The organism is Corynebacterium aurimucosum (assembly GCF_046895345.1).
In the GTDB taxonomy this organism is placed as follows: domain Bacteria; phylum Actinomycetota; class Actinomycetes; order Mycobacteriales; family Mycobacteriaceae; genus Corynebacterium; species Corynebacterium aurimucosum_G.
Genome location: NZ_CP160096.1, coordinates 252425 through 267092 on the forward strand (window position 1 = coordinate 252425; position 14668 = coordinate 267092).

Annotated in this window: 13 protein-coding genes; 11 read left to right on the forward strand and 2 right to left on the reverse strand. The window is 62.6% G+C overall.

Annotated elements, in window-relative coordinates:
• Window positions 1-27 precede the first annotated feature (27 nt).
• Window positions 28-1869: an AMP-dependent synthetase/ligase gene (locus tag ABZS45_RS01350; protein WP_412100325.1), complete on the forward strand. Its 1842-nt coding sequence runs from the start codon at window positions 28-30 to the stop codon at window positions 1867-1869.
• A gap of 125 nt (window positions 1870-1994) precedes the next feature.
• Window positions 1995-2675: a hypothetical protein gene (locus tag ABZS45_RS01355; RefSeq protein WP_070446689.1), complete on the forward strand. Its 681-nt coding sequence runs from the start codon at window positions 1995-1997 to the stop codon at window positions 2673-2675.
• Window positions 2676-2838: 163 nt separating this feature from the next.
• On the opposite strand, the gene ABZS45_RS01360 is transcribed toward ABZS45_RS01355, so the two are convergent.
• Together ABZS45_RS01360 and ABZS45_RS01365 are read right to left on the reverse strand one after the other, a co-directional pair.
• Window positions 2839-3906 (reverse strand): CNNM domain-containing protein, encoded by a 1068-nt coding sequence (locus tag ABZS45_RS01360; protein WP_412100326.1) that lies wholly within the window; start codon window positions 3904-3906, stop codon window positions 2839-2841.
• On the reverse strand, window positions 3906-5279 hold the full coding sequence (locus tag ABZS45_RS01365) for a hemolysin family protein (RefSeq protein WP_412100327.1): 1374 nt from the start codon (window positions 5277-5279) through the stop codon (window positions 3906-3908). Before ABZS45_RS01365 ends, ABZS45_RS01360 begins: the two co-directional genes overlap by 1 nt.
• A 142-nt stretch (window positions 5280-5421) precedes the next feature.
• Between ABZS45_RS01365 and hemW the strand changes: the two genes are divergently transcribed.
• The 9 genes from hemW (at window position 5422) to recO (ending at window position 14665) form a co-directional block, all read left to right on the forward strand.
• A complete protein-coding gene (gene hemW / locus ABZS45_RS01370) occupies window positions 5422-6558 on the forward strand; it encodes a radical SAM family heme chaperone HemW (RefSeq protein WP_412100328.1) in 1137 nt (378 codons plus the stop codon).
• 446 nt (window positions 6559-7004) lie between these two features.
• Complete coding sequence (gene hrcA, locus ABZS45_RS01375; RefSeq protein WP_412100330.1) at window positions 7005-8039, forward strand: heat-inducible transcriptional repressor HrcA; 1035 nt, start codon at window positions 7005-7007, stop codon at window positions 8037-8039.
• A 54-nt stretch (window positions 8040-8093) separates the two neighbouring features.
• Window positions 8094-9236 carry a molecular chaperone DnaJ gene (gene dnaJ / locus ABZS45_RS01380; RefSeq protein WP_412100332.1) on the forward strand — a complete coding sequence of 381 codons (1143 nt, stop codon included), beginning with the start codon at window positions 8094-8096 and terminating at the stop codon, window positions 9234-9236.
• Window positions 9236-9976: a 16S rRNA (uracil(1498)-N(3))-methyltransferase gene (locus ABZS45_RS01385; protein WP_412100333.1), complete on the forward strand. Its 741-nt coding sequence runs from the start codon at window positions 9236-9238 to the stop codon at window positions 9974-9976. The genes dnaJ and ABZS45_RS01385 overlap by 1 nt, the downstream gene beginning before the upstream one ends.
• Window positions 9977-9986: 10 nt before the next feature.
• Window positions 9987-10952 carry a PhoH family protein gene (locus ABZS45_RS01390; RefSeq protein ID WP_412100334.1) on the forward strand — a complete coding sequence of 322 codons (966 nt, stop codon included), beginning with the start codon at window positions 9987-9989 and terminating at the stop codon, window positions 10950-10952.
• Entirely contained in the window at window positions 10949-11524 is a 576-nt protein-coding gene (gene ybeY / locus ABZS45_RS01395; protein ID WP_412100335.1) for an rRNA maturation RNase YbeY, read from the forward strand. The genes ABZS45_RS01390 and ybeY overlap by 4 nt, the downstream gene beginning before the upstream one ends.
• Window positions 11525-11638: 114 nt before the next feature.
• Window positions 11639-12487, forward strand: coding sequence for a pyridoxal kinase PdxY (pdxY, locus tag ABZS45_RS01400; RefSeq protein ID WP_412100336.1), 849 nt, complete (start codon window positions 11639-11641; stop codon window positions 12485-12487).
• A 447-nt stretch (window positions 12488-12934) separates the two neighbouring features.
• Entirely contained in the window at window positions 12935-13930 is a 996-nt protein-coding gene (gene era / locus ABZS45_RS01405) for a GTPase Era (protein ID WP_175973530.1), read from the forward strand.
• A gap of 18 nt (window positions 13931-13948) precedes the next feature.
• The gene (gene recO, locus ABZS45_RS01410; protein ID WP_412100337.1) at window positions 13949-14665 is read left to right on the forward strand and encodes a DNA repair protein RecO; all 717 of its coding nucleotides are present in this window, start codon (window positions 13949-13951) and stop codon (window positions 14663-14665) included.
• The last annotated feature ends 3 nt before the right edge of the window (window positions 14666-14668 follow it).

Consider the following 14668-nt stretch of genomic DNA (forward strand, 5'->3'; position numbering starts at 1 on the left):
TTAATTTTTGTGGGAAAGGACACAACTGTGACTTTGAATGAAGCGCATACGAAAGCGGAGTTCGAGATCAAGGACGGCGAAACCTGCCTTACCGCCATGATGGCTACGGCGCACGCCCGCCCACATGGCGTGCTTTTTACCCGCCCCGCGAACTATGAGTGGGTCAACGTGACTGCCAAAGAGTTCGTGGAAGAGGTCTACGCGGTGGCCAAGGGGCTCATCGCTTTTGGTGTGGAGCAGGGCGACCGCGTGGCTCTTATTTCGACCACCCGTTACGAGTGGTCCCTGCTGGACTACGCCATCTGGGCGGCCGGTGCTATCTCCGTTCCGGTGTATCCCTCTTCATCGATGTCTCAGGTCCAGTGGATTATCGAGGATTCCGGTGCCATCCTCGCCATCACGGAAACCCGCGAGCACTCCGAGCTGGTCAAGCACCTGAAGCTGCAGGAGGATGGCACCCCGCAGCTGCACGGCTCGCCTTCCCAGCTGCGCCGCATCCTGGAGATCAACTCTTCCGCCATCGATACGCTGAAGTTCGAGGGGCGCGATGTCAGTGACGATACCGTCGACCAGCGCATCGAAGCCACGAACACAGACGACGTCGCCTCGTTGGTCTACACCTCCGGCACTACCGGGCGCCCCAAGGGCTGCATGCTGACCCACCGCAACTGGCTTGCGGAAGCTCGCGGCCTGCTGACTAACCCCATTGGCGCCATCGCCGTGCCGGGTTCCCACGTTCTGACCTTCCTGCCCTTGGCACACGTCTTTAGCCGCGCGGTGTCGCTGGCGGTCACCATCGGCGGTGCCTCCCAGAACCACTGGTCCGACTTCAGCACCATCACCATCGAATTCGCGCGCTCCCGCCCGAACCTGATCCTGGGCGTGCCGCGCGTCTTTGAGAAGGTGCGCAACGGTGCCTCCGCCAAGGCCCACGGCTCCTCTGCGGTCAAGGGTGCTATCTTCGATCGCGCGGAGAAGGTCGCTATCGAGTACTCGAAGGCGCTGGATACTCCGGAGGGGCCTAACCGTGTCCTTAAGGCCAAGCACAAGGCCTACGACAAATTGGTCTACTCCGCCATCCGTCAGGCCATGGGCGGCGACGTTAAATATTGCATCTCCGGTGGTTCGGCCATCTCGCAGGATTTGCTGCACTGGTACCGCGGCATCGGCGTGACCATCTATGAGGGTTATGGCTTGACGGAGACCGCCGCGGCAGCGGCCGTCGACTTTGTCGATCAGTCCATCGGCACCGTTGGCCCGCCGCTGGGCGGAACGACGATGCGCATTAACGACGACGGCGAGATCATGATCAAGGGCGATATCGTCTTCAAGGGTTACTGGCAGAACGAGGAAGCCACCGAGAACGCCCTGCAGGACGGTTGGTACAACACCGGCGACCTGGGTGAGATTGATGAGGATGGCAAGCTCGTCATCACCGGCCGCAAGAAGGATCTCATCGTCACCGCCGGCGGCAAGAACGTCTCGCCTGGCCCGATGGAGGACATCTTGCGCTCCCACCCGCTGATTTCCCAAGCCATGGTGGTCGGTGACGGCAAGCCATTCGTCGGCGTGTTGCTCACCCTGGATGAGGATGCGCTCAAGCGCTGGAAGGCTGATCACAACATCTCCGCGACCAAGGGAATGCGCGAAGTAGCGGCTGATCCGGCGCTGCGCGCGGATATCCAGGACGCCATTAACCAGGTCAACGCCACCGTTTCCCACGCGGAGGGTATTAAGAAGTTCGTCATCCTAGAGCAGGACCTCACCGAGGAAAGTAACGAGCTCACCCCCACGATGAAGGTCAAGCGCTATGTCGTGGCGCAGCGTTACGCAGCGGATATCGAGCGCCTCTACGCCGGCAAGAAATAAGGCTGGACGGAGTCTGTGAATTCCTTCGGAGTGTCGCGCAGCCGAATGGGAGGATCTCTAATAGAGTCAGCGGGGTCAGAAAAACTCTAAACCTCAACTAGAGGTTCTCATGGAAAGGGCAGCCTATGCACAAGATCGCAGCCGAGCTGCGCCACCGTGAGCTGACCCAAGAAATCTATAACATCGGCGATGAAGTCGTTGACTACATCGAGCACCTCATCGAGGCCATCGAGGACTGGGATGATGAACTCGCCCTCGACTGCCTAGCCGAGCTGGGGGATATCGTCGAAGACGCCCGCGTGGATTCCGGGCGTTGTGTCGGCGAGCTCATCGGCTTGCGTCACGCGCTGGTCTCCGGCCTGAAGTCCGGCACCATTTCCGCTGCCTCCTCCGGTGACAATGATGTGGAGGAGCCGAAGCAGCTTACCGCCCGCGCGTTGGCTGAGGGCTTGCCCATCTCCGGCCCGCCCGTTGTGGTCTCGGAGCTGGCAGAAACCCTGCGTGGCCGCACCGCCGCAGTAGCCGCCTATCTGCGCGAGCTGGTCGAGTACGTGCTGGCGCAAACCGACGCGGTGGCTCGCAACCTCGATGTTGTCTCCCTGCCGAACCTGTACAAGCGCGCGGGTGAATCCTCACTCATCGCCGTGCAGGCCTGGCGCCACACCGTCGTTGAGGCGCACCCCGCCTACGTGCGCACCATGCGCGGGCATAACCCGCCGCCCTTCTTAGAAGAGCGCGCGCGTATCGACGCCGTCGTTGCCCGTGTGCGCGCCAAGCGCCAGAAGAAGGCCGCGACGACCGCATAGTCGCCGCACCACAGACTTCCTTGTTGCCAACACACAAGGATTACCTAAGAAGAGCGCCGCCGAGATTCCCTCTCTCGGCGGCGCTTTTCGTTGCTGTGTGCGCCACGCCTAGCTTTGCGTGGCGCTTATTGTCGCTTTGTGTGCCACGCCTAGCGCGTACGCGCTAGGCCCCCGGGTTCTTGGCGGCCGGCGCGGCTTGGTCCAGCTGCTCCGTAATCTGCGGCCACAGCTGGCCCATGATGTCATCCCAGGTGAGGATCCACACGGTCTTGTCTTTGGTGGGCTTGCCCACCATGACGAGCTGTTCGTTGCGGGCGCGCATCTGGTCCAGCGTCTTTTGCACGGTGGAGGAGGAGCCCACCGCCAGCGCGGGACGGGAGAAGTCCAGCACCGGGGTTTCCGGGTCCGCGAGCAGGGTATCGCGCACGTGGACGATGCGCGGGATGCGCGAAGTACGCGGGTAGACCAGCACGCGCATGATGGACTTGCGCACCACGAGGTCATGAAGCTCAGCCACGGTGGCATCGGAGGATAGCGGCAGGATTTCCGAGCCGTGCTCGCGGGCCAACTGGGCGGCGGTGGCGGCTTCCAGTTCGATGACGCCGGTGATCTGGTTGGCGGAGTCGTCGTCAAGCGTGCCCGTCAGACGCGAGTGTTCGACCAGGTGGCGCAGGGTTTCCGCGTCATAGCCGGCCGCACCGGCGCGGTCGACGGGTTCCTCGCCGGCTATTGTCACCAGCTTGTTGGCCATCTTGTTGATCCAGAGGAGCAGCGGACGGAAGAGCCAGATGAAGCCGCGGGCGGGCACCGCGATGAGCTGAAGGGCAGTCTCTGGGTGGGCAATGGCCCAGGACTTCGGCGCCATCTCACCGATGACCAGGTGTAGGAAGGTCACGACGAAAAGGGCCAGCAGGAAGGAGATGACGTCAGCAACTCCCAGCGGCAGGCCAAGGGCCTCCAGTGGGCCCATCAGCAGGTGATGGACCCACGGCTTGGTCACCGCACCCAGGACGAAGGTTGCGGCGGTAATGCCCAGCTGGGCGCCGGCCAGCATGACGGTCAGCTCATTAAGCGAGCGCAGGCCCGCACGTGAGGCCGCCGAGGATTCCGCAGTCTCCTCCAAGCGGTTGCGGCGCGCCCCCATAAGGGAGAACTCGATGACCACGAAGAATGCGGAAGCGGCAATGATGAGCAGAGTGATGAGGAGGTTAAACCACCAGGTATCAGTCATTAGTCATCCTCTCCTTCCGGAAATTCCTCCACCAGCTCGAGTGCCAGGACAGAGGGTACGTGGCGGTCGATTTCTTCGACGCGCACGTTGAGCGTGCGGATGGGGGCTTCGTCACCGTCGACCCAATCTTCAGGTTCGGCCTCGAGCTCGATGGAGAGTTCTTCGCCCTCGTCCGGCAACGTGCCGGAGTGGGCGATGAGCAGGCCGGCGACGGTTTCGAAATCGCCCTCCGGCAGGTCGTGTCCGATGGCGCGCTCGACCTCGTCGATGGGCGTGTCTCCGTCGACGATCCAGTGGGTGTCGTCCTGCTCGGTGATTTCCTCGGTCTCTTCGAGGTCGTGCTCGTCGGTGACATCGCCGAGGATCTCCTCGGCCAAGTCCTCCATGGTCACAATCCCGACGAAGCCGCCGTATTCGTCGATGACGCAGGCGAGTTTCTCGTCGGCATCGCGAAGCTCCGTGACGACGTCGGGAAGCGGCATGAGCTCCGGAACCACCACGGGTTCCTTCATGATTTCGCGGGCCGGGGTGGCCGGGGGCAGTTCGGTACCCAGCACGTCATAGAGGTGCACCACGCCGATGGGATTGTGCTCATCATCGATGATGGGGTAGCGCGTGTGGTTCTCCGACATCATCTCGCGCACCTCGCCGATGGTGGTCTCCGGCTCGATGACATCCACGCGCGAGCGCGGAATCATGGCGTGTTCCACATCGTGCTCGGGGAAGTCGAGGAGACGGTCGAGGACCAGGTAGGTGTCCTCATCCAAGTCGCCGGCCTCGTGGGAGGCATCCACGATGGACTCCAGGTCATCGGTGGTGGCAGAAGAATCGACATCCTCCACCGGCTCGATACCGAAGACCTTGAGCAGGGCATTGGAGGAATACTCAAAGAAGTGGATGAGCCAGCCGAAAATCTTGAGGTACCACATCGTGGATGCGGACAACCACAGCGCTGACTTCATGGGGGCGGCGATGGTGTAGTTCTTCGGGAAGAGCTCGGCGAAGAGCATCGTGAGAACCGTCGACACCGCCAGCGCTGTCACCGTGCCGATGGCGACAGACACGCCCGTGGGCACGCCCACTCCGCCGAGCAGCTGGCCCAAACCTTGGCCTACGAGGGGCTCGGCCACATAACCAATGAGCAGGCCCGTGATCGTGATACCCAGCTGCGCGCCGGAGAGCATGAAGGAGGTCTTTTGGGTGATCTTGAGTGCGCGCTCCGCTGGCTTATCCCCCGTCGCGGCGCGCTGGCGCAGCTGCGTGCGGTCCACCGACATGAAGGCGAATTCCTGCGCCACGAAGTAGGCGTTGGCCACGATAATGAGAGCGATGACGGCGAAACCCGCCACAATCATCAGGATGGCAGATAACACGGCTTACCCCACCGCCTTACGTAGGCGGCGGGGACATCGACTCGGAGGTTCCACTTAAAAGAGGCCTTTCTTCACTAATCGGGGTGGCAAATCTGCACTATAGACTACCGCTTTAACGACGCTGTCGGATATTTTGTTCCCCATGGATCCCTTTGGTCTCTACATTCACGTTCCTTTCTGTGCTTCGCGCTGCGGATACTGCGACTTCAACACCTACACCCCCGGCGAGCTGGGAGGGGACCTGACCAGTGATTATGTGGATGCTCTGGAGAAAGAGCTGGAGATGGCGGCAGCGCAGGTGGGCCGCGAAGCCGAGACCGTTTTTATCGGTGGCGGTACGCCGAGTCTGCTGGGTGCTGAGGGCCTGGGCCGGGTCCTATCGAAGGTCCGCGATACCTTTGGCCTCGCCCCGGGCGCGGAGGTCACCACAGAATCCAACCCGGAATCCACGTCGCCGGAGTACTTCGCCGGGCTTCTCGACGCCGGCTTCACCCGCCTCTCCCTGGGCATGCAATCCGCCTCGCCGGGGGTGCTCGCCGTATTGGAGCGAGCCCACACGCCGGGCCGCGCCTTCGATGCCGCGCGCGAAGCCATCGCTGCGGGCTTTGAACACGTCAACCTCGACATGATCTATGGCACGCCGACAGAAGAAGATGCTGACGTTGCCCTGACCTTGGAGCGCGCCTTAGAGACCGGGGTGGACCACATCAGCGCATATTCGCTCATCGTGGAAGATGGCACGCGCATGGCTCGCAAGGTGTCCAAGGGCCTCCTGCCCGCACCGGATGAGGATGTGCTGGCCCGGCGCTATGAGATGATCTCTTCCACGCTCGAGGCCGAAGGTTTCGAGTGGTATGAGGTGTCCAACTGGGCCAAGCCGGGCGGGGAGTGCCAGCACAACCGCATCTACTGGGTGGACGGCAACTGGTGGGGCGCGGGCCCGGGCGCGCATTCGCACTTAGGCAACGAGCGCTTCTACAACGTGAAAAACCCGCGGACCTACATCAAGGCGGTAGGCGAGGGGGAGCTGCCCATCAAGGAGCGCGAGCAGCTCACGGAGGCGGACCGCCATACCGAGCGCATTATGCTGGGGCTGCGCCTGCGTGAGGGCATCCCTGCGTCCTGGCTCGCGCCGGCGGCTGAGCCCGTGGCCGCGCGGTTCATCGAGCGAGGCCTGCTCGAGCGTGCTGGTGACCGCCTTCGCGTGACCAAGGCTGGTCGCTTGCTCGCGGATGGCATCATCACCGATCTCCTCGTCGCTGAAGACACCGCCCACTAGGCCATTTCGTCGAGTACATGGCCCGCTAGCTGCCGAGGAGACATAGTGACTTTTGAGTTAGCCCGCCGGGAATTTGTTAGTTCTTCTCGTGTCGCCGGGAAGTTTGATAGCGGTGTTAGTCGGTGTTAGTTTCTCTCTCCACGTCGTGAAACCTGTTAGTCGCTCTCGATACGGTTAGTCTTTGCTAATTGGCCCCTCTAGTTTGGTCCCTTTACGGCGAAAAGGGACCATCTATCATAGGAAATGCGCCCGCAGATGGTCTCTTTGCTCTCAAAAGAGACCAGACTAAAGGGACCATCAGCTTTCAAGCCACCTGGAAGCGCATGATGAACCCTTCTAGAAGCACATTATGGAACCACCCGGAAGTTGTGGCGGACTGCCAGCGCGCCTAGGAAGATTGGCACCAGCTTCCACACTTGCCCGCCAGAACGGATAGCCTTAAAAACATGTCTAGCTCCACCGATGCCCGCCGCCAAGAGGTCCTGCGCGTCATCGTCGCGGACTACATCGCCTCGCAATCACCCGTCGGCTCCAAGGCCCTGCTCGAGCGCTACCGGTTGGGTGTGTCCTCGGCGACGATTCGCAATGACATGGCCGTGCTCGAAGCCGAGGGCCTCATCGCTCAAGAACACGCCAGCTCCGGGCGCGTGCCCACGCAGAAGGGCTACCGCCAGTTCGTCGACACGCTCCACGACGTCAAGCCGCTGTCCAAAGCCGAGCGCCGCGCCATGCTCACCTTCCTCGAGGGCGGCGTGGATTTGGAGGACGTGCTGCGCCGCTCTGTTCAGCTGCTGGCCCAGGTAACCAAGCAAGCGGCCGTCGTACAGCTGCCGAACCTCAAGGTCTCCCGCGTGAAGCACTGCGAGGTCGTGGCATTATCACCGGTGCGTCTGCTCTTGGTGCTCATTACGGATAACGGGCGCGTCGATCAGCGCAATGTGGAGCTCGATGATGTCATCGACCCCGAGCAGACCCACCGCCTGCGCGATATCCTCAACACCGCCCTGGAGGGCAAGACGCTCACGGAAGCCTCGGTGGAGCTGGCCGCGCTTGTCGACGACTCCCCGGCCGATATCCGCCCCCATCTTCTCAAGGCCGCGACGACTTTGATTGAGACCCTCGTGGAGCAGCCCTCCGATCGCCTGATCATGGCGGGCACCTCCAACCTCACCCGGGTGGCCCTGCCCGAGGGTTTGCCCTCTATCATCGAGGCTCTTGAAGAGCAGGTCGTGGTGCTGAAATTGCTGGCCCGCGTGCCGGACTTAGGCAACGTATCGGTCTCTATCGGCGAGGAAAACGAAGCCGATGAGCTGCGCCAAACCTCCGTCGTGGCCACGCGCTATGGATTCGGCACAGGCTCGGAGGCCGCAGCACTTGGCGGGTTAGGTGTGGTGGGTCCGACGTATATGGATTACTCGGGAACAATCTCCAAGGTTTCCGCCGTTGCACGCTATGTGAGTGAAATTTTGGCGGGCGAGTAAGCTGGCCCGTCGGATTAGATTTAGTATCAACGAGATATAGAAGGATGACAGTACGTGGCTCGTGACTACTACGGCATTCTTGGTGTAGAAAAGTCGGCCTCCGACGCCGAGATTAAGAAGGCCTACCGCAAGCTGGCACGCAAGTACCACCCGGATGTGAACCCGGGCGATGAGGAGGCCGCGGAGAAGTTCCGCGAGGCTTCCCTTGCACAGGAGGTTCTGCTCGATCCGCAGAAGCGCCAGGTTGTGGACATGGGTGGTGACCCCATGGAGGAGCGCGCGGCCCAGGGCGGCGGCTTTGGGGGCTTCGGTGGCGGCGGCCTCGGGGATATCTTCGCCGAGTTCTTCGGCGGGGGAGCGGCCTCCCGCGGCCCGCGTTCCCGCGTGCAGCCGGGCGATGATGCGCTCCTGCGCACCACCATTACTCTCGAAGAGGCTTATAGCGGCGTGAAGCAGCAGGTCAAGGTCGATACCGCCGTGGTCTGTGACCGTTGTGAGGGCTCTGGTTCTGAGTCCAAGTCCAAGCCGGTGACCTGTGATCACTGTGGCGGCATGGGCCAGGTTCAGGAGGTCCAGCGCAGCATGTTGGGCAACATGATGACTACCCGCGATTGCCCGAAGTGCTATGGCTTCGGCGAAGTAGTCACCGATCCCTGCGGCCACTGCGGCGGCGATGGCCGCGTGCGCAAGCGCCGCGATATTACTGTGAACATCCCCGCCGGCATTGGTGATGGCATGCGCATCCGCATGGCTTCCCAAGGCGAGGTCGGCCACGGCGGCGGCCCCGCTGGCGACCTGTACGTTGAGGTACACACCGAACCTCACCCGGTTTTCGAGCGCAACGCCGACGACCTGCACCTGACCGTTCGCGTGCCCATGGTGGATGCAGCTTTGGGCTCTTCCTGCACCGTCGAGCAGCTCGACGGCGAAGAGCTCACCATTGATATCGCGCCGGGCACCCAGCCGGGCGAGTCCATCACCCTCCAGGGCAAGGGCATGCCGCGCCTGCGCACCGACGGATTCGGCAACCTCCACGCTCACGTGGATGTGGTGATCCCGACGGACCTGGATAAGAAGACCCGCGAGGCCCTCGAAAAGGTCCGCGCCGCCGGCCACGGAGGCACCGAGGTGCACCGCGCCGGTGACAACCAGGGCGAATCCCTCTTTACCCGCCTCCGAGGCAAGTTCCGCCGCTAATGTCTCTGCCCGTCTTCCTCCACCCGGACCTGTCCCTCGCCGAGGTCGGCCAGCCCGTGGGCCTCGATGGCGCGGAGGGCCGCCACGCGGTCACCGTCAAGCGCATGGGACCAGGGGAGCACCTGGTCCTGATTGATGGGTCCGGGCGCCGCGCCACCGCCACCATCACCGATACGCAGGGCAAGGATACGCTGGCCGCGCTTGTCGACGACCTCGTGATCACCCCCGAACCCTCCCCGAGGGTGGTCGTGGTCCAGGCTATCCCCAAGTCGGAGCGCGCCGAACTCGCCGTCGACCTGGCTACCCAGGCCGGGGCGGATGAGATCATCGCCTGGCAGGCGGATCGCTGCGTGTCCAAGTGGGATGCCAAGAAGGCCCCGAAGGCGCTAGCGAAGTGGGAATCTGCAGCCGTGGCGGCGGCGAAGCAATCGCGCCGAGTGCGCGTACCCGCGGTGCGCGGCCCGCTGACTACCCGCCAGCTGTGCCAGGAGATTTCGGGTGCACGCGCCTTGGTCCTCCACGAGGAAGCTCAAGTGCGGCTTAAGGACCTGGAGGATCTCGACTCCGCCGGAACCATCTACCTGCTGGTGGGGCCGGAGGGCGGCATCGGCGCGGAGGAACTAGCCCGCTTGCAGGAGGCCGGTGCGACGGCGATCAAGTTGGGGCCGGAGGTGCTGCGGACGGCGTCGGCAAGCATGGTGGCCTTGGCCAGCATCGGCACCTTGACCGGGCGCTGGTAGCCTTCTTAGCGTGCCTATTATCACCACCAAGTTTGATCTCGATTCCGCCTACCTCGCCACCGTGCTGGGGCCGGCGGACGATAACCTGCGCGTTTTGGGCAACCTTGTGGGCGTGGATCTCTTCGCTCGCGGGACCACAGTCACGGCCGCTGGGCCCGACTATGAGGTTGCCCGCGCCCGCAAGGTCTTGGAAGAGCTCGAGGCCATCGCGCGCCGCGGCCATCCGGTGAGCACGGATACCGTGAAACACACCCTGGACCTGGTCACGGTGGATGCCCCGGCATCCGTGTCTGAGACGCTCGCGGCGGATATCGTCTCGCGCCGCGGCAAGGCTGTGCGCCCGAAGACGGTGGGTCAATCGCGCTATGTGCAGGCGATTGATGAGAACACGATTGTCTTCGGCATTGGTCCGGCCGGTACAGGAAAGACCTACCTGGCGGTGGCCAAGGCCGTGCAGGCCCTGCGCGCCAAGCAGGTCAGCCGCATTATCTTGACCCGCCCGGCCGTGGAAGCGGGAGAGAAGCTGGGCTTTCTGCCTGGCACGCTCAACGACAAGATTGACCCCTACCTGCGCCCGCTCTACGACGCTTTGCGGGACATGATTGATCCGGAGATGATTCCGAAACTCATGGAAGCCGGCATCATTGAGGTCGCGCCCCTGGCTTATATGCGCGGCCGCACGCTCAACGATGCCTTCGTCATCCTCGACGAGGCCCAAAACACTACGCCGGCGCAGATGAAGATGTTCCTGACGCGTTTGGGCTTTGGCTCCACCATTGTGGTGACCGGCGATATTTCCCAGGTGGATCTGCCTGGTGGCCAGGTCTCCGGCCTGCGTCTGGTGCGGCGGATTCTCAAGGGCGTTCCGGATATTCACTTCGCGGAGCTGGGCTCTGCCGATGTGGTGCGCCATCAGCTGGTCGGGCGCATCGTGGAAGCCTACGATAACTTTGCTGAGCAGGAGGAGAAGAAATGAGCATCGAGTTTATTAATGAGTCCGGTTATGACGGCGTGAACGAGGAGATGCTGATCGACGTCTGCTCCTACGCCCTCGGCCGCCTCGACGTTAACCCGGATGCCGAGTGCACGATTACCGCGGTGGATCTGGATACCATCGCGGACTTGCACGTGCGCTGGATGGACCTGGAAGGCCCGACGGACGTGATGAGCTTCCCCATGGATGAGCTCACTCCGGGCGCTACCGCAGGCCGCCCCGATGCCGCTGAGGCCGGACCGGCCATGCTGGGTGATATCGTGCTCTGCCCGGAATTTGCCCAGCGCCAAGCCACCGCGGCCGGCCACTCCCTGGGGCACGAGTTGGCTCTGCTGACCGTGCATGGTTGCCTGCACCTGTTGGGTTATGACCACACCACCGCGGCAGAGGAGAAGGAAATGTTCGGCCTGCAGAATGAGCTGCTGGCGGACTGGTACGAGGACCTGGCAGCACGCGGCGTGAGCTACCAGCCCAAGCCTTCGGGCCCGAAGGCCTTCCCAGATGCCGCCGAGCGCGCCGAGCTGGACAAGGAAGTACCCGGCGGCGGCATCTAAAGTGGCCCGGCGCGGGCTTGGTGCCGCGCCTGACACGGCCGCGCTAAGACAGCGTGTTTGCTAAATGAGGCCAATCGTTGAGGTGTGTGGTGGGACGTAGCACAATAGAGGATTATGAACATCCTCTCCATTCAGTCCCATGTCACCTTCGGCCACGTGGGTAATTCCGCAGCCGTCTTTCCCCTCCAGCGTGCTGGCCATGAGGTATGGCCTATCCACACGGTGAACTTCTCTAACCACACCGGTTATGGCGATTGGGGCGGGCCGATGATCCCGGCGGAAGAGGTCACGGCGATTGTGGACGGCATTGAAAAGCGCGGTGCTTTCCCGCGCATTGATGCCATTTTGTCCGGCTACCAGGGCGGGCCGGATATTGCCGGTGCCATCGTGGACGCGGTGAACCGCATCAAGGCGGTCAACCCGAATGCCCTGTATGCCTGTGACCCGGTGATGGGCAATGCTAAGTCCGGCTGCTTTGTCTCGGATGAAATCCCGCCGCTGCTGCGCGATAAGGTCGTTCCAGTCGCGGACATCATCACCCCGAACCAGTTCGAGCTGGGGTACCTGACAGACTCTGAGGTAGGCACCTTGGAGCAAACGCTCGCCGCGGTCAAGCGCGCGCAGGAGATCGGTCCGAAGACCGTGCTGGTGACCTCGGTGCAGCGCCCGGAGACCAGTGAGGACGAGATCGAGATGCTTGCTGTTGATGGCGAGCGCGCCTTCCTGGTGTCCACCCCCAAGCTGCCGTTCAAGCGCAACGGTTCGGGTGATGTCACGGCCTCGCTCTTCACGGGCCACTACGTGGAAACCCACGATGCGAAGGAAGCGCTCAAGCGCACTGCATCTTCGGTCTACGATCTTCTGCACACCACCTACGAGGCGGATTCGCAGGAGCTTTTGCTCATCGAGTCCCAGGACGCCTTTGCTCACCCGCAGCTGCAATTCCATGTCGAGGAGCTCTAGCTTTCACGTCTCGGCAGCTTCGTGTGCTTGCCGCGGCCCCGCAAATGGCATCCCGCAGAGGGCATCTGTCAAAAGGCGTTTTCACGCCTGAAAACGCCTTTTGCGGCATCCAGATGGCGTTTTTACCACCAAAGACGCCCTTTGACAGACGCCTTCTGACAGACACCTTCTGACCCGAACCCTCTGCAGACCAGATAAACTCCGCAGAAGCACAGAAGGTCCCCCTAGTCTGGTCCCTTCGAACAGCAAAGGGACCATTTGGTACGCGAAAACAGCCGTTAGATGGTCCCTTTGTGCAGAGAAGGGACCAGAATAGAAGGACCAAACTGGAAGGACCATCTGCCGGCGCATCGGCAGGAAGTTTTGCGGGCCGCACGGCGAGAGCCCGAGCAGAGCGATACAACAAGAACGGGACTCGGCAGCTCGTGCGTTATGATATGAGGCGATATGAGCACTGATTTCGATGCCGCCTTCGCGGACCTGCCGGCCGAGGGCGAAGCCAACGCCGCTGACTACTCGCAATACACCGACACGCCCGAGGGCTTCCGCTCCGGCTTCGTGTCCTTCGTCGGCCGCCCCAACACCGGCAAGTCCACCCTGACCAACGCCCTGGTGGGGCAGAAGATCGCCATCACCGCCGACCAGCCGGAAACCACCCGCCACCCCATCCGCGGCCTGGTGCACCGTGAGGACGCGCAGATCGTTCTCGTCGATACGCCCGGTCTGCACCGCCCGCGCACTCTGCTTGGTGAGCGCCTCAACGAAGTCGTCAAAGACACCTACGCGGACGTCGACGTCATCGGCTTGACCATCCCCGCGGATGAGAAGATTGGCCCAGGCGATCGCTGGATCTTGGAGAACGTCCGCAAGGTCGCACCGAAGACTCCCATCATCGGCATCGTCACCAAGCTGGATAAAGCGTCCAAGGACCAGGTTGGCGCCCAGCTGCTTGCCCTGCACGAGCTGCTCGCCGAAGAGAACCCCGATGCCGTGGTCATTCCAGTCTCCGCCACCGAGCGCGTGCAGCTGGATGAGCTGACCCAGGTCATCGTGGACCACCTGCCCGAAGGCCCCAAGTTTTACCCGGACGACCATGTCACCGACGAGGACCAATCCAAGCGCATCGCCGAGCTGATCCGCGAAGCCGCCCTTTCCGGCCTCAAATACGAGCTTCCGCACTCGGTCGCCGTCGAGGTCGATGAGATTCTGCCCAGCCAGGAACGCCCGGACGTACTCAACGTCCATGCCATCCTCTACCTGGAGCGCCCCGGCCAGAAGCGCATCATCGAGGGCAAGGATGGCCGCCGCTTCCGCCGCATCGTGGGCACCGCCCGCAAGGAAATCATCCAGCTGCTTGGCCAAAACGTCTACCTTGACCTGCGTATTAAGGTGCTCAAGAATTGGCAGTCGGACCCGAAGGCGCTGGGCCGCCTGGGCTTTTAGAAGCAGGAGATCCTCTGAATGCGGGAGAATTTCCGCGACCGCGCCCTTGTCATCCGCTCTTATGATTTCGGCGAGGCGGACCGCATCATCGTGCTCTTGACCCGCCACCACGGCCTCGTGCGCGGGGTGGCCAAGGGTGTTCGCCGCGCCAAATCGCGCTTTGGCTCGCGCCTGCAGCTTTTTGTCAACCTCGACGTGCAGCTCTACCCCGGGCGCAACCTCTACACCATTTCCCAAGCCGATACCGTGGACTACTTCGGCGCGCACATCATCGAGGACTACGAGCGCTATACCGCCGCGTGTGCTGCCCTCGAATCCGCCGAGCGCCTCGCCGCCGCTGATGCCCCCGGCGATCCCTACCTCTACGAGGCTTGTGTCGAAGTCCTGGACAAACTCCAGCACGGCGATCCGCTCATGCTTCTCGACGCCTTCCTGTTAAAAGCCATGTCCCACGCCGGCTGGGCACCCAGCCTTTTCGATTGCGCCCAGTGCCAAAGGCCCGGCCCGCACCACGCCTTCCACCCGGCCGTGGGCGGCGCCGCCTGCCACCAATGTCGCCCGCCAGGGGCCGCGGAGGTGGACCCGGAAACCCTGCACCACATGTGGCTCATAGCCCATGGCCACCCCAGCCAGCCGACGAATGCCCAAGCCCAAGAAGCCCATCGCCTCACCAGAGCGCACCTGCAATGGCATCTTGAGCGAAGCGTTGGCGCGCTGGGGATCATGGAACAGTAGACT